This is a genomic window from Thalassotalea sp. G20_0, assembly GCF_017744175.1.
GTDB lineage: Bacteria > Pseudomonadota > Gammaproteobacteria > Pseudomonadales > Endozoicomonadaceae > Endozoicomonas.
On sequence record NZ_JAGHQV010000024.1, the window covers coordinates 18147 to 42308 of the forward strand.

Annotated in this window: 20 protein-coding genes; 8 read left to right on the forward strand and 12 right to left on the reverse strand. The window is 48.1% G+C overall.

Annotation, left to right across the window (positions count from 1 at the left end; translation table 11 throughout):
• Positions 1-9: 9 nt before the first annotated feature.
• From prpF to J7438_RS15125, 4 genes are all read right to left on the reverse strand, one after another.
• Positions 10-1182, reverse strand: a complete 1173-nt coding sequence (gene prpF, locus J7438_RS15110) for a 2-methylaconitate cis-trans isomerase PrpF (RefSeq protein ID WP_209277197.1) — start codon at positions 1180-1182, stop codon at positions 10-12.
• A gap of 65 nt (positions 1183-1247) precedes the next feature.
• Positions 1248-3851 carry a Fe/S-dependent 2-methylisocitrate dehydratase AcnD gene (acnD, locus tag J7438_RS15115; RefSeq protein ID WP_209277198.1) on the reverse strand — a complete coding sequence of 868 codons (2604 nt, stop codon included), beginning with the start codon at positions 3849-3851 and terminating at the stop codon, positions 1248-1250.
• A gap of 102 nt (positions 3852-3953) precedes the next feature.
• The gene (gene prpC, locus J7438_RS15120) at positions 3954-5096 is read right to left on the reverse strand and encodes a bifunctional 2-methylcitrate synthase/citrate synthase (RefSeq protein ID WP_209277199.1); all 1143 of its coding nucleotides are present in this window, start codon (positions 5094-5096) and stop codon (positions 3954-3956) included.
• 154 nt (positions 5097-5250) lie between these two features.
• Entirely contained in the window at positions 5251-6090 is an 840-nt protein-coding gene (locus J7438_RS15125) for an isocitrate lyase/PEP mutase family protein (RefSeq protein WP_209277200.1), read from the reverse strand.
• A gap of 407 nt (positions 6091-6497) precedes the next feature.
• Between J7438_RS15125 and J7438_RS15130 the strand changes: the two genes are divergently transcribed.
• Complete coding sequence (locus J7438_RS15130) at positions 6498-7172, forward strand: hypothetical protein (RefSeq protein WP_209277201.1); 675 nt, start codon at positions 6498-6500, stop codon at positions 7170-7172.
• A 294-nt stretch (positions 7173-7466) separates the two neighbouring features.
• Positions 7467-8867: an aminodeoxychorismate synthase component I gene (gene pabB, locus J7438_RS15135; RefSeq protein ID WP_209277202.1), complete on the forward strand. Its 1401-nt coding sequence runs from the start codon at positions 7467-7469 to the stop codon at positions 8865-8867.
• Positions 8868-8879: 12 nt separating this feature from the next.
• Here pabB and J7438_RS15140 read toward each other — a convergent pair whose 3' ends face one another.
• Positions 8880-9707 carry an alpha/beta fold hydrolase gene (locus tag J7438_RS15140; RefSeq protein WP_209277203.1) on the reverse strand — a complete coding sequence of 276 codons (828 nt, stop codon included), beginning with the start codon at positions 9705-9707 and terminating at the stop codon, positions 8880-8882.
• A 95-nt stretch (positions 9708-9802) separates the two neighbouring features.
• The gene (thrH, locus tag J7438_RS15145) at positions 9803-10405 is read right to left on the reverse strand and encodes a bifunctional phosphoserine phosphatase/homoserine phosphotransferase ThrH (protein WP_209277204.1); all 603 of its coding nucleotides are present in this window, start codon (positions 10403-10405) and stop codon (positions 9803-9805) included.
• 138 nt (positions 10406-10543) lie between these two features.
• Here thrH and J7438_RS15150 point away from each other — a divergent pair, with 138 nt between their 5' ends.
• The gene (locus J7438_RS15150) at positions 10544-10852 is read left to right on the forward strand and encodes a hypothetical protein (protein ID WP_209201646.1); all 309 of its coding nucleotides are present in this window, start codon (positions 10544-10546) and stop codon (positions 10850-10852) included.
• 183 nt (positions 10853-11035) lie between these two features.
• Here J7438_RS15150 and cysB read toward each other — a convergent pair whose 3' ends face one another.
• Positions 11036-12010, reverse strand: a complete 975-nt coding sequence (cysB, locus tag J7438_RS15155) for an HTH-type transcriptional regulator CysB (RefSeq protein ID WP_209277205.1) — start codon at positions 12008-12010, stop codon at positions 11036-11038.
• A 213-nt stretch (positions 12011-12223) separates the two neighbouring features.
• On the opposite strand from cysB, the gene J7438_RS15160 reads away from it, so the two are divergent.
• Positions 12224-12994: a sulfite exporter TauE/SafE family protein gene (locus J7438_RS15160; protein ID WP_209201645.1), complete on the forward strand. Its 771-nt coding sequence runs from the start codon at positions 12224-12226 to the stop codon at positions 12992-12994.
• A 209-nt stretch (positions 12995-13203) separates the two neighbouring features.
• Positions 13204-14274 (forward strand): 3-deoxy-7-phosphoheptulonate synthase, encoded by a 1071-nt coding sequence (locus J7438_RS15165; protein ID WP_209201644.1) that lies wholly within the window; start codon positions 13204-13206, stop codon positions 14272-14274.
• 17 nt (positions 14275-14291) lie between these two features.
• Here J7438_RS15165 and J7438_RS15170 read toward each other — a convergent pair whose 3' ends face one another.
• From J7438_RS15170 to nfuA, 3 genes are all read right to left on the reverse strand, one after another.
• Positions 14292-14687 carry a hypothetical protein gene (locus J7438_RS15170; protein ID WP_209201643.1) on the reverse strand — a complete coding sequence of 132 codons (396 nt, stop codon included), beginning with the start codon at positions 14685-14687 and terminating at the stop codon, positions 14292-14294.
• A 158-nt stretch (positions 14688-14845) separates the two neighbouring features.
• On the reverse strand, positions 14846-15334 hold the full coding sequence (gene greB / locus J7438_RS15175; protein ID WP_209201642.1) for a transcription elongation factor GreB: 489 nt from the start codon (positions 15332-15334) through the stop codon (positions 14846-14848).
• A gap of 94 nt (positions 15335-15428) precedes the next feature.
• Entirely contained in the window at positions 15429-16010 is a 582-nt protein-coding gene (gene nfuA, locus J7438_RS15180) for a Fe-S biogenesis protein NfuA (RefSeq protein WP_209277206.1), read from the reverse strand.
• A 172-nt stretch (positions 16011-16182) separates the two neighbouring features.
• Between nfuA and J7438_RS15185 the strand changes: the two genes are divergently transcribed.
• Both J7438_RS15185 and J7438_RS15190 read left to right on the forward strand, forming a co-directional pair.
• Entirely contained in the window at positions 16183-16998 is an 816-nt protein-coding gene (locus J7438_RS15185; protein WP_209201641.1) for a Rossmann-fold NAD(P)-binding domain-containing protein, read from the forward strand.
• A 235-nt stretch (positions 16999-17233) separates the two neighbouring features.
• A complete protein-coding gene (locus J7438_RS15190) occupies positions 17234-18631 on the forward strand; it encodes a hypothetical protein (RefSeq protein ID WP_209277207.1) in 1398 nt (465 codons plus the stop codon).
• Here the strand turns inward: J7438_RS15190 and cysG are convergent.
• Positions 18617-19990, reverse strand: a complete 1374-nt coding sequence (gene cysG / locus J7438_RS15195; protein ID WP_209277247.1) for a siroheme synthase CysG — start codon at positions 19988-19990, stop codon at positions 18617-18619. The genes J7438_RS15190 and cysG overlap by 15 nt on opposite strands.
• A gap of 396 nt (positions 19991-20386) precedes the next feature.
• On the opposite strand from cysG, the gene J7438_RS15200 reads away from it, so the two are divergent.
• Positions 20387-21766, forward strand: a complete 1380-nt coding sequence (locus tag J7438_RS15200) for an MATE family efflux transporter (RefSeq protein WP_209277208.1) — start codon at positions 20387-20389, stop codon at positions 21764-21766.
• A gap of 40 nt (positions 21767-21806) precedes the next feature.
• Here the strand turns inward: J7438_RS15200 and J7438_RS15205 are convergent, their stop codons facing one another.
• Positions 21807-23918, reverse strand: a complete 2112-nt coding sequence (locus J7438_RS15205; protein WP_209277209.1) for a baculoviral IAP repeat-containing protein — start codon at positions 23916-23918, stop codon at positions 21807-21809.
• Between the last annotated feature and the right edge of the window lie 244 nt (positions 23919-24162).

Genomic DNA, 24162 nt, shown 5'->3' on the forward strand with positions numbered 1-24162 from the left:
CCCGCAGTTTCATTCAACGGGCAAGCAAACCCAACCCTCCATCAAAACCCTGGCACTGCGGCTCATAATGGCCTTGGTCACGGACCATTGCCCATTATTCAGCACTGCTTCTGCCCCCACTTTCAAGGTACCCGAGGGGTGACCAAAGCGGACCGGGTTTCGTTCACCACCGCCGGCAGCCAGGTTAACCAGGGTGCCCGGAATGGCAGCCGCCGTACCAATAGCCACGGCAGCGGTGCCCATCATGGCATGATGAAGTTTACCCATGGATAGGGCCCTGACCAGCAGGTCGATCTCATCTTCAGAGACCTTCTTGCCGCTGGATGAGAGGTAACTTTTCGGTTCAGCAACAAAAGCGACTTTCGGCGTATGCTGTCGGGTTGCGGCTTCTTCCAGGCTGCTGATCAACCCCATCTGCAGTGCGCCATAAGCCCGAATGTTCTCAAACATGGCCAGTGCCTGCTCATCGCCGTTGATCACTTCCTGTAGTTCAGTTCCCTGGTAACCAATGTCAGCAGCATTGATAAAAATGGTGGGAATGCCGGCATTGATCAGGGTTGCCTTTAAAGTCCCAACACCGGGTACTTCAAGATCATCCACCAGATGGCCAGTCGGGAACATGGCACCTTCACCATCGGCAGGATCGAGAAACTCAACCTGAACCTCGGCCGCCGGGAAAGTCACACCGTCCAGGACAAAATCCCCCGTTTCCTGTACGGCACCATTGGTCATTGGCACATGGGCAATAATGGTTTTTTTGATATTGGCCTGCCAGATCCGTACCGTTGCGATGCCATTGTCGGGTATCCGTTGCTTATCAACCAGACCGTTGCTGATGGCAAACGCCCCGACAGCTGCAGTCAGGTTGCCGCAGTTACCACTCCAGTCCACGACAGGTTGATCAATGGCTACCTGACCAAAGAGATAATCGACATCATGATCAGGCTGACTGCTTTTCGACAGGATCACCGTTTTGCTGGTACTGGACGTGCCCCCCCCCATACCGTCAATCTGCTTACCGTAGGGGTCCGGACTGCCAATCACTCGAAGAAGTAGCGCATCACGGGCCTTACCCGGAACCTGTGCAGCTGGTGGAAGATCGGTGAGATTGAAAAAAACACCCTTGCTGGTTCCGCCTCGCATATAAGTCGCAGGAACCTTGATTTGTGGAGGATGAGCCATGGGGAACAGCTCCTTCTGTATAGGATTGTTATGCTGGCCCTGATCAGGGGCCAGCGTGAGAGCTCTCAGGCAGCGGCATCGGATTCCAGGAAGTCCCTGGCAAAACGCTGCAGAACACCACCGGCATCGTATACGGATACTTCTTCAGCGGTATCCAGGCGACAGGTTACCGGGACCTCAACAGTTTCTCCGTTGGTACGGCGAATCAACAGGCTCAGTGTTGCTCCCGGCGTCCGCTCACCGATAACATCGTAGGTTTCGCTGCCATCAAGCCCTAACGTCTTACGGGTTGTACCAGCCTTGAATTCCAGAGGCAGCACACCCATACCCACCAGGTTGGTCCGGTGAATACGCTCAAACCCTTCTGCCACAATGGCCTCAACACCGGCAAGTCGAACCCCTTTGGCAGCCCAGTCACGGGATGACCCCTGACCATAGTCCGCACCGGCTACAATAATCAGTGGCTGGCGACGCTCCATATAGGTCTCGATGGCTTCCCACATCCGTGTTTCTTTGCCTTCGGGCTCAATTCTGGCCAGAGAACCCTGCCTGACTGCACCATTAGCATCCAGACACATCTCATTGAGCAGCTTTGGGTTGGCAAAGGTCGCCCGTTGCGCCGTCAGATGGTCACCACGGTGTGTGGCGTAGGAGTTAAAATCTTCTTCCGGCAGCCCCATTTTCGCCAGATATTCACCTGCCGCACTGCTGGCCAGGATCGCATTGGAAGGCGACAGGTGATCGGTGGTGATGTTATCACCCAGAATCGCCAGAGGGCGCATGCCTTTCAGGGTGCGCTCACCAGCCAGAGCGCCCTCCCAATAGGGAGGACGGCGGATGTAGGTACTCATGGAGCGCCAGTCGTAGAGGGGACTTTCGGCCTGCTCCGCCTTGCCCAGATCAAACATGGGAATATAAACCTGGTTAAACTGCTCTGGTTTTACGGATTCAGCAACAATTGCGTCAATCTCTTCATCGCTGGGCCAGATGTCTTTCAACGTGATGGGATTACCATCCTGATCAGTACCCAATGCATCCTTTTCAATATCAAAGCGCACCGTACCGGCAATAGCATAAGCCACCACCAGCGGTGGCGAGGCAAGGAAGGCCTGTTTGGCGTAGGGATGAATCCGTCCATCAAAGTTACGATTGCCAGAGAGAACGGCTGTTGCATAAAGATCCCGATCTATGACTTCCTGCTGAATTTCCGGATCCAGTGCCCCACTCATACCATTACAGGTGGTACAGGCATAGGCGACAATGCCAAAGCCCAGTTTTTCCATTTCAGAAAGAAGACCTGCTTCCTCAAGATAGAGCCTGGCAACTTTGGAACCTGGTGCGAAAGATGATTTCACCCAGGGTTTCCGCACCAGCCCCAGCTCGTTAGCTTTTCGGGCCACCAGACCGGCGGCAACCACGTTACGAGGATTACTGGTATTGGTACAGCTGGTGATAGCCGCAATGATGATGGCACCATCAGGCATTAAACCTTCTTGTTCATCTTCTTTTTTATAAGGCCCTGCAACGCCACGGCTTGCCAGCTCAGAGGTCGGCAAACGACGGTGTGGGTTGGATGGCCCTGCCATATTCCGGCAAACCGCAGAGAGATCAAAGGTCAGCACCCGCTCATAGTCAGCGGTTTTCAGATCATCAGCCCACAGTCCGGTGGTTTTGGCGTAATTTTCCACCAGGGCCACCTGTTCAGGCTCACGACCGGTCAACTTAAGATAATCAATGGTCTGTTCATCGATGTAGAACATCCCGGCGGAAGCACCAAACTCCGGGGTCATATTGGCAATGGTGGCACGATCACCAATGGTAAGATTGGCAGCCCCTTCGCCAAAGAACTCCAGGTAAGATGAAACCACACGCTCATTTCTGAGAAATTCAGTCAGGGCCAACACGATGTCGGTGGCCGTAATCCCAGGCTGACGCTGCCCTGTCAACTCAACACCGACAATATCAGGAAGTCGCATCATGGAAGGACGGCCCAGCATCACCGTTTCCGCTTCCAGGCCACCAACACCAATAGCGATAACGCCAAGGGCATCGACATGGGGCGTATGGCTGTCGGTACCGACACAGGTATCCGGATAGGCGACACCATCACGGGCCTGGATAACCGGAGACATTTTCTCCAGGTTGATCTGGTGCATGATGCCATTACCTGCGGGAATCACATCAACATTCTCAAAGGCAGTTTTGCTCCACTCGATAAAGTGGAAACGGTCTTCATTGCGACGATCTTCAATAGCCCGGTTCTTTGCAAATGCATCCGGATCAAAGCCGCCGTATTCAACGGCCAGCGAGTGGTCAACAATCAACTGGGTTGGCACAACCGGGTTAACCCTGGCAGGATCACCGCCCTGCCCGGCGATAGCATCTCGCAATCCGGCAAGATCCACCAGGGCGGTCTGGCCAAGAATGTCATGACAGACAACACGGGCCGGATACCAGGGGAAGTCCAGGTCACGCTTACGCTCAATGATCTGCTTCAGGGAATCGGTCAGAGTAGCCGGATCACAGCGGCGAACCAGCTGCTCGGCCAGCACTCTGGAGGTATAGGGTAAGGTGTTATAGGTGCCCGGCTGAATCGCTTCCACGGCTGCACGGGTGTCATAATAGTCCAGCTGGGTGCCGGGTAAGGGTTTACGAAAATCAGTGTTCATACGTCGAACGTCCACCGGGCAAGTAATTTATTGTTATAAACCACGAAGGCCACAAAGAACACAAAGATGTTTTTTTCTCTGTGCACCTGGTGGTCTTTGTGGTTAATCGCGATCTTCAATAGCGACCCATTCTGCGCTTTCCGGTCCGGTATAGTCGGCAGATGGTCGGATAATGCGGTTGTTAGCACGCTGCTCCATAACGTGAGCAGTCCAGCCGACTACCCGTGAACAAACAAAGATCGGGGTAAACAACTTGGTAGGAATGCCCATAAAGTTGTAGGCAGAAGCGTGGAAGAAGTCAGCATTACAGAACAGCTTCTTCTCCCGCCACATGACCGCCTCAACACGCTCGGAAACGGCATACAGATACTGATCGCCCGCCTGCTCAGACAACTTCCTGGACCACTCTTTGATGATGGCATTACGGGGATCAGACTCGCGATAAATGGCATGGCCAAAGCCCATAATCTTATCTTTGCGTGCCAGCATGGCCATGATCTTCTCTTCGGCCTCCTCAGGTGAGCGCCAGTTCTCAATCATTGCCATAGCCGCTTCGTTAGCGCCACCGTGGAGAGGGCCACGCAGTGAGCCGATGGCACCGGTCACACAGCTGTGAATATCAGAAAGGGTGGAAGCACAAACACGACCGGTAAAGGTTGAAGCATTGAACTCATGCTCAGCATAAAGCACCAGGGAAGCGTGCATGACCTGCACATGGAGTGGCTCTGGCTTTTTGTTGTGCAGAGTCCAGAGAAACTGCTCGGCGATAGAGTCAGCATCGGTATCAACATCGACCCGAACACCGTTGTGGCTGAAGTTGTACCAGTAGTTGATCATGCCGGGGAAAATGGCCAGCATGCGGTCAATATGATCGTTCTGCTGTGAGAAATCCTGTTCGGTTTCCAGGTTACCCAGCATTGAACAACCGGTACGCATTACATCCATTGGGTGAGCATCAGCGGGAATCTGTTCGAGTACCGTTTTCAGGGCATCGGGCAGATAGCGAAGGCCTTTCAGCCTGGTTTTGTAGGCGTCCAGTTCAGCCTGGTTTGGCAGTTTGCCATAAAGCAGAAGGTACGCGACTTCTTCAAACTGGGCCTTATCGGCCAGCTCTTTGATATCGTAACCACGGTAAGTGAGGCCCGAACCGGTTTTGCCAACGGTACAGAGCGCGGTTTCACCGGCTGACTGACCACGCAAACCGGCACCGCTTAATTTTTTTTCTGTCCCAGAGTTCGTCGACATAATACTTCTCCGTTTTTTTATTTCGTGCACTTATTGATGATCAGGGTACCAGACAGGTACCCGGTCATTATTGTTATTGCCTGAAAAAAGACTTCCCTCAAATTGACGATAAAACTGCCGGGCATCGGTTAATCACGCCTCAGCAGCAGACAGTTTATGGGTTCAGGAACTCCCTGGTTTTCACCAGCTGTTCACGCTCCTGGAAGGTCATCATGCCGTCGGCGATAGCGCCACTATTACCGTCACGCCTGATCACCTCCAGTACTTCCCGCATCGCGGTCACTGCAGCCCGTTGCAGATCAGAAGGAATAATAATCAGCTGATAGCCCATCGCTTTCAGGTCTGCAGTAGGTACCAGTGGCGTTTTACCACTGTAGAACATGTTAATCAGCTTGGGACCGGGAGCCTGTTTGGCAATTGCTTCAATCTGCCCAATGGTCTGCGGTGCCTCAACAAACAGCATATCAGCCCCTGCTTCGACATAAGCCCCGGCACGATCTAAAGCATCGTCAAAACCGGTAACGGCAATGGCATCGGTACGGGCAATCACGGTGACGTCACCGGCATACTTTCTGGCCACCGAGACTTTCATACACATTTCGTCAACAGATACCAGAGACTTGCCGTCCAAATGCCCGCAGCGCTTGGGAAACTCCTGGTCTTCCAGGTGAAAAGCACTGACGCCCGCATTGGCAAAAAGCTCCACGGTGCGTTTGACATTTACCTCGTTGCCAAAACCGGTGTCAGCATCAGCAATCACTGGCAGAGAGGTGGCGGCCACGATCTGACGAACCCGTTCGACCACTTCCGTCAGTGTCAGCAGACCAATATCAGGCACACCGGTGCTGCGGGCAATGGCTCCACCACTGGCGTATAGCGCTGAGAAACCGGCTTCTTCACCGAGCCGGGCCGAAATACCATCGTAAACACCGGGAGCGGTGACAATGCCCTGCGCAGCGATCAATCGACTCAAGGCATTATTCTTTTGATTCATGGCATTACCTCTGGTTCTTAATTCTTGATATAAAGAGTGTTAACAGCAGCATTATCTTGTGGGCCCTGTCGACGTCATAGACACCATAGAACATGGTTGACAATATTTTAAACTGGGATATTTATACCTAACTTTTATCAGCACTTCTACCTGCATTGAAAACAACATATAACCAAATCAGTAACATCATATAGATCACAATTGCTTATTCAAAAAACATCTCAGAAAAGCTGCATTGCGTTGAGCTGAAAGGCTAAGCTTGCTGTGCAAGAGCATTTTTAATTCACTCTGCTCTTGACGTTTGGTAACAGTGAGTCAGGCTGAAAACTGTTTGAATGCTCGGCCCGTGTTCCCTGTTAATCGTATGGAACTGAAGTTAACTCTAATAAATGTTAAGGAGTCATATCTTGGAAACGACGATAAGAAATGCATCTTATACATCAATACCTTTGCAATCTAAAAATGAGGATCCAAAAACTTCAAGTGAAAATACAGAAGGATCTTTCAGAACCAGCAATGGAAAAGCAAGGTGCGTTGCTATTGGTGTCGGTGTGGTCTTTATCGGAGGCGCGGCATTGGCGCTTTTGGGTGGTCTTGGATTATTAAGTGGTGCTGTGACCAAGTCAACTCCAACTCAGTCACCTGGTAATACAACTTCTCCCTTGCCAAGACTTGCAAATACTCAGGGTTTCGAAGACCGTACGGGTAGAGGTATAACAACTGTCATCAGTACCATTTCCACTTCCACCCAAGAACTTATAATTTCCAGTTTAACAACAGCTCCTGAACCCTCAGTAACTCATACATTCTCTTCCTGGCAAAATTCATCAAATATGGCGGCAACAACCACTGGTGATTCATCAACATCTGGGGCTTCCAGCAACGCCAACAGCACAACAACCAGTTCTACACCCGGAGTAAGTTCTTCACTCGCTTCCCACTCTTCCTCGCTAATGTCATCGATGGTTACATCCTCTATTACAACTCCCACCTCTACCACCGCAAAAATTGATCCACCCTCATCCGCGTCTTCACAAGCGTCGCCATTCAGTTCTTCATATAACGATACCGGTTCAGACTAGAGATGATGCCCCCATCAGCTTTGATGTTACTATCTGTCTATAAGGTGTGCATGCTCACCCCCTTGGCTTACTGCTTCTGCATCAAGGCTTCGGGGGGGTGGGGGGTGGTGGTTACTTTATTAGTGAAGAGACTATCGTACGGTTTTAAGTGCAATTGTTCACAGGGAAGTTATACAGCTAACCATCGCAATTTCTGATGATAATTAGCACTTGATGGCTGGTTCGTGTTTTGTAGACGATGGCATAGTGCCCCGGCTCCAGTTAAAATGCCGACTGTTTTGTTCGGACACCTGTATGAAGACGCTGACAATTCTGGAACTGGAATATAAAGACGATACCAGTCTCTACTTTGAACATTTTATTCACCTCCCTTATCCCTGTTTTCTGGATAGCTCGGTATTTGATGGCAAACAGGCAGCCTATAAAGATCATTCCAGCCGTTATGACATCATGACTGCCGCCCCCGAAATGCACTTCACCTTCACCTCAGAAGGTGATTTGATGATTGAAGATCTCATCCAACAAAAAACAGAAACTTTTTCTGGAACTGAACCTTTTTCTCAATTGTCTAAATGGCTTAGTGCCATGAGCAAAGTCGACAATGCCGGATTGCCTTTTGTTGGCGGTATGGTTGGTTACTGGGGATATGAACTCTGTGAACACCTTGAGCCGGACCGAATAGCCCATCGAGACAGTTCAACACCGCTGATGTCCGTCGGACTCTATCAGTGGGCGCTGATCTGTGATCATAAGGAACGACGGGCCTGTCTGGTGTTTCATCCTGATATGCCCGAATCATTGAAAACTGAAATTCTGAAAGCTATTGACCATAAAGTCAGGAAGTCAGACCGCTCACCATTCAAACTGCTCGACAGATTTACCCCGACACAGACCCCGGCGGAATACCAGTGCGCATTTCAGCAAATTCAGGACTATATCGTGGCGGGAGATTGCTATGAGGTAAATCTTACCCAGCGTTTTACTGCACCCTATATTGGCGATTCCTGGGAAGCATTTAAAAAACTCAGAACCGTCACTAAAGCGCCCTACTCTGCGTTTATTTCACGTCCTGACCTGAGCATTCTCAGTCATTCCCCGGAGCAGTTTATCCGACTGGAAAACGGTCATGTTTCCACCAGGCCTATCAAGGGTACCCGTCCCAGAGGCCGTTCTCCTGAAGAAGACCTTGCCATTGCTGAAGAGTTACAACATAGCCAGAAGGATCAATCGGAAAACCTGATGATTGTCGATCTGCTGAGAAATGATCTTGGTAAAGTCTGCAAGACAGGTACCGTGTCTGTACCCCGGTTATTTGCCCTGGAAAGTTATGCCAACGTGCATCACCTGGTCAGTACTGTGAAGGGCCAACTGATGGAGGATTATGATGCATTTGACCTGCTAAGGAGCACATTCCCCGGCGGTTCGATTACCGGAGCACCAAAAATACGATCCATGGAGATTATCAGGGAGCTGGAACCGGTAGCCCGTACTGTCTACTGTGGCTCCATCGGCTATATCAGCTGTGATGGCAATATGGATACCAGTATCACCATACGGACGATTCTGGCAAAAGATGGTGAATTGCATTGCTGGGGAGGTGGGGCGATTGTTGCTGACTCTGATTGTGAATCGGAATACCAGGAGTCCATTACTAAAGTAAAAAACCTGATGAATACGTTGGAAACCTGCTTATAGAAACATTGATCGTCACTGGCCACATGTCAGTGGCCTTGCTAATAATAATGGCCACTGCTCAATCCAACCCGATTGATGATCTGCATTGACTCTATCTATATTTATGCAGGAAGTATCTTCAAATGCTTCAAGATAATGCTGGCTGACCTGCAGCGGGACTACGGAATCCCGGGCTCCCAAAAAGTGCATTTGCGCTATCGACGATAATTGAGCACCAAAATCCACCGGATTCAGTGCCGCAGGCATTTCGGATACACCATGGAGGCGGTTTAAAAACTCAGGAGAGAGATTGCCCGCTACCGTACGAACACTTGTAACATCATTTCTGTGTGCGGCAATTAACAGAGCCAGCGCTCCACCACCAGAATAACCGACCAATTCCAGTTTTTCATACTGCCCACTCGCTTTCAGAGATTCCACAGCAGTATTCATAGCCACAAGTACTTTCGGACTGTAACGTTTAAACGTCCATACCTGTCTGCTGCAATTCTCATTCATAACGTACTGGCAGGGCTGGGCAATATAAGCAAGATCCGGTGATTTATCCTTCAGCATCAAATGATGAACAAGTCTGTTAACCGGAGTTGGATCCATTGACGGACGGTTGGACCTTAACCAGGCACGACCATCCCCTTCAATATAAATTCTAAGGGTTCGAGTGACTGATTTTTCCGGTGCCCAGGTATAAATTGGCCAGTAAGTCTGATCATAAACGACAACATTTAATGGCTGCCGCAAGTCTCCGGGATAGACTTCAGGCATACTTTGCTGACCGACGCATCCTGCGATCAAACAGAGCCAGAACCACATTGCTATTTTTATTGCCGTTATTTTATTCATTGAGACAATAACTGCATGGAAAAGTTAATTTCCATCAATTTATATCAATGCAAACAGTTTGTCAGAGTAGCGCACAGAACTGTGCGCTCCATGCCTCAACCCCGTGCCGCACGCAAAACTGTACGCAGATCATCGTAGTTGGTAATTGAGGGGTATTGAGGAAACTCAGCAATCACGTTATCGGGTGCCTTGAACAGAAAACCGGCATCTGCTTCAGAGAGCATGGTGGTGTCATTGTAGGAGTCACCCGCGGCAAGAACCCGGTAATTGAGGCTTTTCAGTGCTTTTACCGACGCGCGCTTCGGGTCTTTCTGTCTTAACTTATAGCCGGTTACCTTACCTGATTCTGCTACCTCCAGGCGATGGCAGAACAGTGTCGGACGACCCAGCTGAACCATAAATGGGTCGGCAAACTCATAAAAGGTATCCGACAGGATAATTAGCTGGAATTCACTGCGCAGCCAGTTGACAAAATCCACAGCGCCTTCCAGTGGCTTCATCCCGGAAATCACTGCCCGGATTTCATTCAACCCGAGTTTATGTTTATCCAGTATGGATAAGCGCATGGTCATCAGCTCATCGTAATCGGGAATATCACGTGTCGTTGCCCTGAGTTCGTCAATACCGGTATGGGTAGCAAATTCAATCCAGATTTCCGGAATCAGTACACCTTCAAGATCAAGACAGACGACATCCATTGGTTATTCTCTCTTTGATGGTTAGACTTATTGCGGCCTGACAGGCTGGATGAGAATATAGCATAAACACCTATAAATATAGATATTGATTCTATTATTGACTAAATAGCCACTGCTACAATAAACAACCACCGGCAAATGAACACCATCCCCCGGGAGAACTGGATTATGAAAATCACCATGGTCAAAAAGATAATGGCCGATGGCAACCTCTGCAAAAAATGCCAGGAAGTGCAGGAAAGACTGGAGAGTTCAGGTCATATCAATCGCATTGACCAATTCGTCACCGCCGTTGATGGCGACCCGGACAGCACAGGTACTTTACTGGCAAATTTATACCAGGTAGACAAAGCACCTTTTTTTATTGTTGAAGAAGAAGGCAGCGAGCCAGCGATTTACACCATCTATTTTAAGCTGGTAAAGGAAGTACTGGAAAAAGCGGCTTGAACCAAGCCGCTTGTAATACCAATTCCACCTTCTAAATATGAACTGCGCAGCCATTTTGAACAGCTGGATCTTCGTTGGAATTCCTCACAATAGCCCTGCTATTACTCGTCATTCCGCCTTGCCCAGCTGTCCAAAATGACTTGCTCGATCTCATATTTAGAAGGCGGAATTGGTATAAGGTAGTTACTGGTTTGGTAGCTGAACATGTGAAAAGAGTTCATCCACTTCCGCCTTGTTATGACGAAGGATTGCTTCCTGAACCACATCTTTGGTCAGGTGAGGGGCAAACTCTTCAATAAAGTCGTACATAAATCCACGCAGGAAAGTACCACGCCGGAACCCGATCTTGGTAATGCTTGGCTCAAACAGGTGATCAGCATTCAGGGGTACAAGGTCTGAATCCAGTTCAGGGTCGTAAGCCATTTTGGCAATGATCCCGACGCCCAGTCCCAGGCGCACATAGGTTTTGATCACGTCGGCGTCGGTGGCAGTAAACACTACCCTGGGTGACAACCCTTCATTCATAAAGGCTTCATCCAGCTTGGAGCGACCAGTAAATCCGAAAACATAGGTGACCAGGGCATGTCGGGCAATATCTTTCAGGCTCAATTCAGATACCTGGGTCAGAGGATGGTCCCTGGGTACAAGAACACAGCGATTCCAGCGATAGCATGGCATCATCACCAGATCATTGAACAAATCCAGTGCTTCCGTTGCGATAGCAAAGTCAACGGAACCGTCTGCTGCCATTTCGGCAATTTGGATGGGAGTGCCCTGATGCATATGAAGAGCAACATCGGGATACTGCCCAATGAACTGCCGGATAATGCCCGGCAAGGCATAGCGAGCCTGCGTGTGGGTTGTGGCAATGGACAGACTGCCCTTTCGCTCGTCACTGAATTCCTGGGCAACCTGCTTGATCGACTCAACTTTTCTAAGGATCTCACCGGCTGTATCAATGATTTTCTCACCGGCCGGGGTAATGCGGGTGAGATGCTTGCCACTTCGGGCAAAAACCTCAACGCCAAGTTCATCTTCCAAAAGCCGGATTTGTTTGCTTATACCGGGCTGAGAAGTGTATAGACTCTGCGCTGTAGCTGATACGTTGAGATCGTGGTGGGCGACCTCCCAGATATAGCGCAGTTGTTGCAGCTTCATTGATGGCCTCCGGTCGGGCAGGTTGTGCTGACAAAAATGAATAGATTGAAACAGGATCCGTTAGTTCTATAAAGCATAAAAGAATGACATTAAATTCTTTTCCAGAATACAAGCCAGTCAATATAGTTACCAGCGAATCATCAATTTTTAGTCAATATTTTCAAACATCGCCTTGGCTAGTTATAACTTTAGACCATAGATTTTGGGATGCTTATGGATTTTCTAACATATATTGCCACCGGTGCCGGCGTTGGTTTTGCGGTTGGCCTGACAGGTATCGGCGGTGGTTCATTGATGACACCACTGCTGTTAATGTTTGGCTTTCCGGCTCATATCGCCATTGGAACGGATCTGATGTATGCAGCCATTACCAAGTCAACCGGAGTCATTGTCCATCATCGCCAGAAAAGTATTGACTGGACACTGGTCAAAACGCTCTGTGCTGGCAGCCTTCCTGCCACAATCCTGACAATTGTGCTGCTCAAGTTTTTTTTTGACAGAAGCGCTGATTATAGCCCGATCCTAACACTATGCCTTGGGATAATGTTAACCCTCACTGCGCTGTCGCTATTTATGAGTCCTTTTTTGAAAAGAAGACAGCTCTCTGGTGTCTCGATGATTCCACAGCAATATCAGACAACATTAACCTTTATTGCCGGTATCTTCCTCGGGGTTCTGGTCACACTTTCATCGGTGGGTGCCGGAGCACTGGGCACTGCCGCTATTATCCTGCTCTATCCGCTGCTGAAACCCGTCAAGGTAGTGGGTAGCGACCTGGCTCATGCGGTACCGTTAACGTTACTGGCAGGCTTTGGCCATATCTGGCTGGGTAATGTTGATTTTGTGCTGTTAGGCAGCCTGTTGATTGGCTCTATCCCTGCTATTTATGTGGGAACCCGTGTCGGCATGAAGCTACCGGATACCTTCATGCGCATCATATTGGCCATTATTTTGCTCGGACTGGGCCTGAAATACCTTTTTTAACCCTATCCAGGGTTGCAGCCCTGTGTCAGTTTGAATAAAGTGGAAAACCCTCACCTGGCCAATGGAAAACTCATAATTACCAGGGCTTTATACAGGGTGAGGTGACAATCTGTCAGTATGGGTGCCATATTTTCATCTGGCATCAGGGGCGTCAGGCCACTGATCAGGAGATTTTAAACAAGTCTTATTAAAAGAACGGGACCGCGCACATGGCTGTTTTACCCATTGAAGACCTGAATATTCAATCTCAGGAAGTTCTGTTGAGTCCGGAACGCCTTAAGGCTGTGATTCCGATGACTGAAGCAGCAGCAAAAACGGTTTCTGAAAGCCGTGAAGTGATCAGGAATATTCTTGATGGCAAAGACCATCGCCTGTTTGTAGTCATAGGCCCCTGCTCAATCCACGATGTTGCTGCGGCGAAAGATTATGCCCAACGGCTGAAAGCCCTCAGTGAAGAGCTGAAAGACACATTGTATCTGGTGATGCGTGTCTATTTTGAAAAGCCAAGAACCACGGTGGGCTGGAAAGGCCTGATCAATGACCCGCATTTGAATGACTCATTTAAAATTGAAGAAGGCCTGCATATCGGTCGCCGCCTGTTAATGGATGTTGCCGAAATGGGCATTCCTGCTTCTACAGAAGCGCTGGACCCAATTTCGCCTCAATATCTTCAGGACCTGGTTGCCTGGTCTGCAATAGGAGCCAGAACCACTGAGTCGCAGACTCACCGCGAAATGGCCAGCGGTCTGTCCTCGGCCGTTGGCTTTAAAAATGGCACCGATGGCGGACTGGAAGTGGCGATCAATGCCCTGCAGTCTGTTTCCAGTCCACACCGTTTTCTCGGGCTGAACGGCCAGGGGCAAGTGGCTGTTACCCATACCAAAGGTAATCCTTACGGCCATATTGTACTGCGTGGTGGTAATGGCAAGCCAAACTACGATTCTGTCAGTGTTGCACTGTGTGAAAAGGCGCTTGAAAAAGCCGGCATCACGCCAAATATTATGGTGGATTGTTCCCACGCCAACTCAAATAAGGATCCTGCCCTGCAGCCACTGGTTATGGAGAATGTGACCAACCAGATCATTGAAGGCAATCAATCTATCGTGGGTCTGATGGTGGAAAGCAATATTGGCTGGGGCAATCAGAAAATGACTGATAACCTGGACGATCTGCAATACGGTGTTTCTATTACTGATGCCTGTATTGACTGGAAAACAACGGAGAAGACGCTGCGCAACATCAGGGATAAATTGAAAGATGTTCTGCCGGGACGTCGCTAGGCAGAACTGATTTTAACTCACATAAACAGCTCGATTTGTTCGGGCTGTTCTTCTTTTGAAGTGATCATTTTACCCTCTTCAACCTGAACAGGCTCAACCACACCCGGAAGCGATAACTGGGTATCCGGTGGTGTAAAGATCTCCATCGTCTGCTTTTTGCCATAACTGACTTTACGTTCCACCGGCATATTGCTGATTCTTCGATCAAGAATCGCTGAGCAGATCATGCAGATAGTGGATAGATGGCCATTCACCAGCACTTCGTAGCGACAGTCACTGTTCAGGACTTCGGTACAGAGCGTACGGTCACTTCTTGACTCAATATCCAGATTTGCCTCAACCAGATGGCGCACAGCACTGCCATCTTCGGTGACAAAAAAATTGGATAAAATGGCCTGTTTATAACGCTTCACAGTTCCGTCGGACTACCGGGTGAGTAAATGAGCTTGGGATTTCAAAAAGGCGGGAGAAGATACACCATTATTTCAGAGAGTTATACCGGTATCTTTACCCTTTTTTTCAAAAGGGGTTAAAAATACCATTAGTAAAGCCTGAAAAACCATAGCTTTACCTATTTATCATCAGAAAAAGGGTCATATTGTATTTTATTGATCAACCAGATCTTGCGTCCACCCGGTGCATTGACCACGATTTCATCATCTACCTGACGCCCAACCATTGCCCTGGCCATGGGGGAATCGATGGTAATGTGGTTGTTTTTTACATCAATCTCATCGGCACCCACTATACGACAATGAAGTATTTCACCTTCTTCACTTTCCAGCTCAACCCAGGCACCGAAAAAAGCCTTGCCTTCCTGCTCTGGCGAATAATCGACAACTTTCAGGATTTCAAGCCGTTTAGTCAGATAGCGTATGCGTCGGTCAATTTCCCGGAGCTGTCGCTTTCCCTCTTTATATTCCGCATTCTCACTGCGATCCCCAAGCGCTGCAGCCTCAGAAACAGCCTGCGTGACTTCAGGGCGCTTAATTCGCCACAGATACTGAAGCTCCTGCTCAAGCTTTTCTTTTCCGGCACGGGTAATAAGGGGGGACGTCATAGGGTGACACCGAACACTAACGGTAAAATCGACATAACATTGAAAAAACGGAGAAAGGAAGTGGACCCCACTTCCCTCTTAGGATTGATCTGCTTTATTTGTAAAAAGCATTCTCAGTATTACTGTGATCCGTCACATCACGAACGCCTTTCAGTTCCGGAATACGCTCCATCAGCGTTTTTTCAACACCATCCTTGAGGGTCATATCAACCGCAGCGCACCCCTGGCAACCACCGCCAAACTGTAGAACAGCAATGCCATCATCCAGCTCCACCAGAGATACCATGCCACCGTGGGAAGCCAGCCCCGGGTTCACTTCCATTTGCAGGAAATAGTTGATTTTCATATCCAGAGGACTGTCTTCATTAACGTTGGGCATCTTGGCGTTGGGTGCCTTGATGGTCAGCTGACCACCCAGCTTGTCTTCGGCAAAATCGACCACCGCTTCTTCCAGAAAAGGCTCACTGGTGCCTTCAACATGACAGTTGAAATACTCAAGCTCCAGCGTCAGATCACCCTCTTTCTCTTCCCCCGGCTTACAATAGGCCAGGCAGGTTTCCGCATGAGGCGTGCCGGGGTTACTGACAAACAATCGTACACCAATCCCCTCAACCCCCTGTTTTTCTAATAATTGGGCAAGATACTTCTGTGCGGCTTCAGTGAATGTAATGTTCAACGCAACACTTCCTCTATTAACTTCATGGCTATTCTATGTCATTGGGGCGCTTCAGAGAATCCCTACCGGGTAACTCGGTTATTCTAAACTGTTTCATTTATGGCAACAATCAGCGAGAATAGTTCGCATTTGCAATTCATCGTCCTTTTCCTCGACAAGCAAGAGACCGATAATGAAAGAAACCATCAGCATTCTGGGTTGTGGCTGGCTGGGCATGCCATTGGGCGAACGACTGGTGAAAGATGGCTATCCAGTCAAGGGGTCAACCACCCGGGAGGAAAAGCTGGCAGCTATTTCTGCGGTTGGCATGAAGCCTTATATAATCGGACTTTCACCAGAGCCTGAGGGTGATATTGACTCGTTTCTTGATACCGATATTCTCTTTATCAACATTCCACCGGGAAAAGGCGATGGTCAACCCCACTTTTACCTTCGCCAGATGAAGGCTCTGCTTAACCGTATTGAGCAAGCCCGGGTTAAAAAGATTATTCTGATCAGTGCTACCTCCGTTTACCCGCAAAATAACGTTGAAGTAACGGAAGACGATGCCGTTCGTATTGAGTCCCCCTTCTCTGATACTGCCTGGCTGGATATTGAGCAGCTGTTCACTGACCATGACGATCTGAAAACCACGGTGCTTCGCTTCTCAGGCCTTATTGGCGGTGAATATCAGCCGGGCCGCTACTTTTCCGGCAAAGAGCTGGGTGGCGCTGACGATCCGGTGAATATGATACACCGGGAAGACTGCCTGCAAATCATTGGGCAGATCATTGCCAAAAACCTGTTTGGGGAAGTCTTCAACGCCTCAGCGGATGAGCACCCTACCCGTCGTCAGCTCTACACCCGGTCCTGCGAAATCATGGGTATTGAGCCGCCCATCTTTATCGATAAACCCATGCCCTATCGCCTTGTGAACTGCGATAAATTGAAGAAAGCGCTAAACTATCAGTTTGTTTATCCAGATCCCCTAACAGCATTGTCTAATTAGATCAATTAATTGACATGATATATTCCTTAACCCGGATATTTCATAAACTGCCCCGAATCTCGCGCACGACCACATGGATGTGGGAGGTAGGGCGACGCAGGATGCCAAAGCCGAGGACTTTGTCGCTCTAAGGGATTTTGTCAGGGAGCGCCGTACCGGGGAAACAAAACTCCCTTAGAGGGGCAAAGGACAAGCGAGAACGGGAGCATGTTTATGAAATATCCGGGTTAAGTGAATGGAATATACCAAAAACCATTTAGACGAGTGTTACCCAATGAACCCTTTGTCTTTCAATTCTAACCCAGTACCCACTTCCCTCAGTACCAGCAACACAACAACCAGTAATCAATTTTCATGCTTTGACAATCGCCAGGTTACACCTTGCTCAGGTTCTGATCTACCTGAAATGAAAATTGAACCTATGGACACCAGCGAAACTCCACTTTGCTGTAATCTGTCGCAACGCAGTATAATACTTGAGAAAATAAGGTCTTTTCTTAAACCTGACGCAAGTGAACAGGCAGTGAATATCCTGCTCGATATTATAAATAATGAATGCAAAACCCTCAGAAGCCATGAAATATATTTTCTCAGCCAGGAAGATATATCCACTTTTATTTTTGATCGCTTTAAAGTGAGATCCTCTTATCTACTACGCCAATTTCAGAGTACTTGTTTCAGAGATATTAATGAGGACTTACGGACAATTTCACTTTTTACGGAATTTAATATAACCACCGAAATGGCAATAAAAAGCTTTATACATAGTGAATTTTGCCCAAAAACAGCAGGTAGGAATATTTTTTTCCGTGCAGGCAAATTTACTTGTGTCAATGACGAAATGGGCCGGTGCAGAAATTCTATCCTGAAAGAGAGAATTTTTGATCCTCAAACAATTAACAAAGAGGGGCAAGCCTATGGTATTGGCCTCTACAGCACTCCAAGCATTGCTGCAGCCAAGGGTTACCTTGATAAAAGTTATAATAAAGGAAATCCAGTCACCATACTGGCCGTATTCATTAAACCAAATGTAAATATCCTGTCTCTGAGAAAAAACAGCCCCTTTTCCACTTTTCTAGACCATCGATATCCAACGTTCAAGAATACAGTAAAAGAAGATATAAGACAGGACAAATGCCATATAGAAAACTGCCTTTATATCATATCCGCACCAGAAACCCAATTTGGTTATACATTGATTAAGTCGCCAGAAATAATCAGAAAAGTTACCCCTTATGATTACACCTTGCTAACAAAGCTACACGTGCCTTTTAGCCGTGATGAAATCAGTAGGTATAAGATGATACCAAGGCCAATGTCAGCTAAGTTACAGGGTGAATATATCAAGCATGATTTTATTGGAGAAAATCCTGAAGCTAAATCCCGTCTACCCATTTATCGTTATGCCACCAGACATCGTTTTGCAACCAATAGAGAAAACCAGGATCATGGCTGTAAATCAGAGAATCAGGAGGAGATCGAAAAAAATGACTATAAATTCTTCACAACCATAAACGGGGTCAATTATATAATCAGACCTTCAGCCCGGCCATACGAACTATGCAGAGATTTTTCATCACCGGAATTTCATGTTCAATACAAGCTTTCAAAAAACAAATCAACACCATCTTAATTTGTCTCTAAGGCTAACCACACCACCAATAATGATTAATGTTGGAGCCTTTACCCTTTCGGACTCAATAATTGCCTTAATAGTGGCCAGGGTTCCGGTAAAGACCTGTTGATTCCGGGTTGTACCCTGTTGGATCAAGGCAATGGGCGTCTGTGCATCCCTTCCATGATCAATTAACGCCTGGCAGATACGGGGAAGCCCCAGTAATCCCATATAAAACACCAGCGTTTGACCGGGATCCAGCATTTCCTTCCAGTTCAGCGCATAGCTTCCATCTTTCAAGTGCCCCGTGACAAAGCGGACAGACTGAGCGTGATCCCGATGGGTCAGGGGAATACCAGCATAACTGGCACAGCCGGAAGCGGCAGTAATACCAGGCACCACCTGGAAAGGGATACCCTCACTGGCCAGTGTTTCGATCTCTTCACCACCACGGCCAAAGATAAAGGGGTCGCCACCCTTTAATCGCAGAACCCGCTTACCCTCTTTGGCCAATTCGACCAACAGGGCATTGATTTCTTCCTGGGGGCGTGTGTGTCGATCCCGCTTTTTACCAACGTAGATGTAATCCGCATCCCGGCGACAAAGTGCCAGAACATCTTCAGAAACCAGCCGATCATGCAGCACAACATCGGCCTGCTGCATTAACCGCAGCGCTTTAAATGTCAGCAGGTCCGGGTCGCCCGGGCCTCCGCCCACCAGATATACTTCGCCGGTTTTCTGCTCCGATGTATTTGCCAGGGTCTGTTCAATCAAATTCCGGGCACCCTGAAGGTCACCTGCCAACGCCTTTTCCGCAGCAGGACCTGCCAACACGTTCTCCCAGAAATACCGTCGGTCATTGATCTCACTGAACCTGGCCTTGACCATATCCCGGCATTCACCTGCCAGTGCCGCCAGACGGCCATACCCCCGGGGCAACAGTGTCTCCAGTTTCTGTCGCAGGAGACGGGCCAGAACCGGAGCTTTACCACCGGTGGAAAAGGCAACCACCACCGGAGAGCGATCAACAATCGCCGGCATTACGGCATTGCTGGCATCGGCATCATCCACCACATTAACAAACAGCTGTCGCTGCTGCGCCAACCTCGCTACCTGCCGGTTAACACCCTCATCATCGGTTGCTGCAATAACCAGACAGACATCGTTCAGGTCATGGTTATCAAAGGTTTTTTCCAGCAATTGGTGATTGCCGCTGGCAAGAAACTCGCGAATTTCTACTGATATCTCTCTGGCCACCACTCGAATATTGGCACCAGAAGCTTTGAGAAGCCTGATTTTGCGCAGGGCGATATCGCCACCACCCACCACCAGACAACGCTGGTTGCGTACCTGTAGAAATAATGGCAGATAATCCATGTTCTTCTCGTTATTGATAAAGCTCTGTTGACATAAGGTTGCAGGCACAAATCATGTAAGCCTGTGGTCCGGCTGACCGAACCATGGATAGGGCGAGTTTACCAGCATACGACAGAACAAAGATAACAATATTTTCTTATCTGTTATTATTAAAAGTTATAAAAAGCTGGAGCTGAACCAGGGATAGGGAAAAATCCGACTTCTCTCTTATACGACTATAAGAGTACAGTTGATGTTAAATATGACGATATAGCTTTTTATGCTGTTATTGCATCACTCCGACATAACCATAAAGAGAATGCTATACAGTTCATGGCTGTTTATATCCGAATGAGACCACTCCCCTCTTTCACGGATTGAAACGCGCTTCAGGCCCCAATCATTGTTAGTCGCTTTATGACCAGTCAAACTATTGAAAACCCAGCCCCAAACAGGGACTTCCTGCGCAATCTCTGGCAATTGGCACTGCCTATCTCCCTGCAATCCATGATGTTCTCTATGCTTGGGTTGATTGATATCTTCATGGTCTCCATGCTGGGTGAAACAGAAGTTGCTGCGGTAGGCATGGGCAACCGGATTTTCTTCTTTAACCTGATTCTGATCGCTGCCCTGGGCAGTGGCATGAGCATACTGGCCGCGCAGTATATTGGTGCCCAAAATATGGATGGCTTGCGCAGGACGCTGGTTCAGACGATCATTGCCACACTGGCTATCACCACTCCATTTGCCATTGTCTACATGCTCTTTCCAGAACAGATCATGGGCCTGATCAGTGAAGACCTCACGCTGAAGGCTCTGGGCGGCAGCTATCTATTCATCACGGCACCCTCTTTTCTCTGCATAGCGGTCACCATCCCGCTGGAAGCCCTGCTGAGAACCAATAACGACGCAAAAACACCGACACGAATCGGTTTTATCACCATTCTTATGAATGTGCTGTTTAATTATCTGCTTATCTATGGCCATTTTGGCTTTCCAGCCCTTGGGGTTGCCGGTTCTGCATGGGGAACAACCATTTCCCGGTTGATTCAGGTGGGCTTGCTTATCTATTACATCCTTGAGGTTCGCCCGGGTCTCAAACCGGTAAAAGCTGACCTGTTGCAATGCAAAAGCCGTAAACACTGGATTAAATATATTGGCATCTGTGTTCCCATGCTGATTCAGGACGGCCTCTGGTCATTTGGCCTGGTGCTTTACAACCTGATGTTTGCCCAGATGGGGGTTGTTGAACTGGCGGTGATGAGCGCCATCTCTTCCGTAGAAGGCGTGCTGATTTCCCTGTTTATCGGGTTCGCTATCGCCACCTCGATCATACTCGGGAAGGAGCTCGGCGCTGGAGAATTTGAGCTGGCCTGGAAACAGAGCCGTTATTTTATGCTGGCCGCTCCGGCAACCGCCCTGGTGATTGGCGTTGTTACCCTGATCTTTAATGAGCCGATTGTCAGAATGTTCGGCAAATTTCAGGGTGACACCTTGAAAATGGCCAGTGAGGTGCTGATTATTGCCGGTTTTGCCCTATGCATCCGGGTCATCAACCTGACCGGGATTGTTGGTGTACTGCGCAGCGGCGGCGATGTGAAAGCCACGGCAGCCATCAATATTATTGGTATGTGGTTTGTCGGTGTACCGCTGACCTGGGCAGCGGTGAATATCTGGCATTGGCCACTGCATCTGGTGTTTATCTGCGCTCTGATGGAAGAAGTGACTAAAGCGATTCTGGTCCTTTACCGGGTGCTGGCAAAATACTGGTTGAAGAATCTCACAGTTGAATGCTAAACCAATCGCCCAGGCTAATTCAGCAAGGGCGACTTGCTCATTATCTGGATGTTTGTTGAAGAATCTCCGTCCAAAAATAGTCCAGCTTCTCGCTGATGAATTGTTCAAGATCCTCATTCATGAACCTTCTGCGAGAATCTGCAACGCCAGCAGCACCTTCAATAATCTCCTGCTCAGAGAGTCCCGGGGTATCCGGGCTGTACTGTTCCAACAATAACTCGGTGTTACTCTCTGTCTTACCATGCCAAACCGAAAATTCAGGGTTTCCCTTTCTTAAAAGATCAAGTAATTGAGGCTCAGTTTTAAACATGTCAATAATATAATTCTGAAAATCGGCTTTATTCCTGATGCCGCTTTTGAATTTACTTTCAAGTTCATCCATCACTTCCGGCGGCAGTCTGCCAACATCCCCAAAACGCTGAAAAACATGATTCTCCGGAAATTGGCAAATACTTCGGGAAAATTGATTCTTGATACGCCCTCTTATCTCAGTGGATTCTCTGGCAACAACAAGTAGAGTACCATCACTCTTGCTTGTAGTAGACATGGCTTTGTAGAGTACTGACTCATTAAAAAATAATTTTAATTTCTTCAACAGATTGGATACCTGGACAACATCATGCTCCGCTTCCAGTTCCCGCCTGATATTAATGAAAGCCATTCTCGTTTTGATTTGATCGATGATTTCCGATGTATGATCCTGACAATCATGGTCATCAGCAGCGTTAATCATCTCAGTAATTTCAGCTCCGGTATCTGCCTGCTGATCTTCCGGGAGTGTCATCAGATGTTCCAGGATTTGTAATAAGCTCAATTTAAGTTGATTGTTTCGGTCTCGGGCGTCATTCACTTTTTCATGCAGCCTGTCTATTGCGTGGTGAAGTTCAGAATCAACGAGAAAGCTACTGTGAAATTCCTGCAGGCATCTTTGAATATTGCCTTCAATCGCAGAGGTAACACCAGGCTGATACTGACTCCGCCAGCCGCGATTCTGTTGGGCAAGTTGAGTATAAACCCTGTTTTGACGCAGAATTTCAGGTACAGTCATTCCATCTACTAGTGTACTTCCATTATGCAAGTTAAACACCGCTTCACTCTCGGACCTTGCAGCCTCTTCTTGTTGCCATTGATAATCACTCACGGGTAAAGAATACAAATGCGGATGACTTTCCAAAGGTTGGACTAACCTCTGTTGTTGTTCGGGTCTTAACTTTTGTTGGCAGGTTTGAATAAAATGTTCACCCTTGTGTTCCTGTAAAAAAGAGCATTTCGGGTAAAGTCTGGCATGAACCTCATCGATGGTACTAACTCCCCACTCGTCTTGCCACTCTCCAATGGAGCCTCCACAGGAGAAACAGAACAGTTTTTTTTCATTCAGTGACAAATAAAATCCAGCAGCGGATAGCCTAATGGCATGTCTATTACCACGAGGAAATTCATCCAGGAATGCTACACACCTGGATGCAAAGTGCTTAGTGAAAGAGTACATTCGCTCTGTCTCACATGCCATACGTTGGTTATAAATCGCAACCGGTTCCACGTCAGAGGGCACCGTTTCAATATCATTAATTTGATGATTATCAATGGAAACAGTTCGCTGTCGGCTACCTGATGGTGCCGGTAAATGATAGTCGTTGCCTGATGCTTGTTCGATCAGTTGCGTTTGATCCGATGATGCGGATACATTTAATGTCTCTATTTCATTAGCCATCAAAAATACTTGCTGAATACACTCATTCGCATGGATCAATTTCCTGAGTTCAGCATCCTCATGGGGAATATCGATACCAGGAAGATACACTTCGGCGCTACCCCTGAAGTTATCCATAAAAGACTGTACCTGGAGCAATTCCCTTAGCGAAGTAAATGCATGAGTATAGCCATGTATAGTAACTTCATAAGTTCTTACCGGCTGGTGTTGATGACTCTGGAAACCGGCAGCCCCTGGATATGAGCGCTCAGGGAAATCAGCACCACCAACAGCCCCCTGATCAGATAATAAATAATTGTTCGAGCTGCCAATCGACCTTACATCGTATAGACGATACCTCGAACCATCAGTATTGGGACGGTTACTATTATTACTTCTACTCGCCTCATTCTCATGAACAGTTCTCGGTGTAAGCTCCCCGGGTGTGATATGATCCATCATGATTCTCCTTGAGTTCATTATGACCGTTAAATATTTGAACAAAATTGATTAATAGTAGTGTTTTAGATTTCAAATGTAGCTATCAAAATGGTTAGATTGACTAACCATTTTAATGATGTCCGGAAAATTTCAGGATGATACCTTGAAAATAGTCAGCGTAGTGTTCTGGTGTCTCTCTGATGGAGGAAGAGTCTAAAGCGATTTTGCTGCTTTACCGGGTGCCGACAATACACTATTGAAGCAT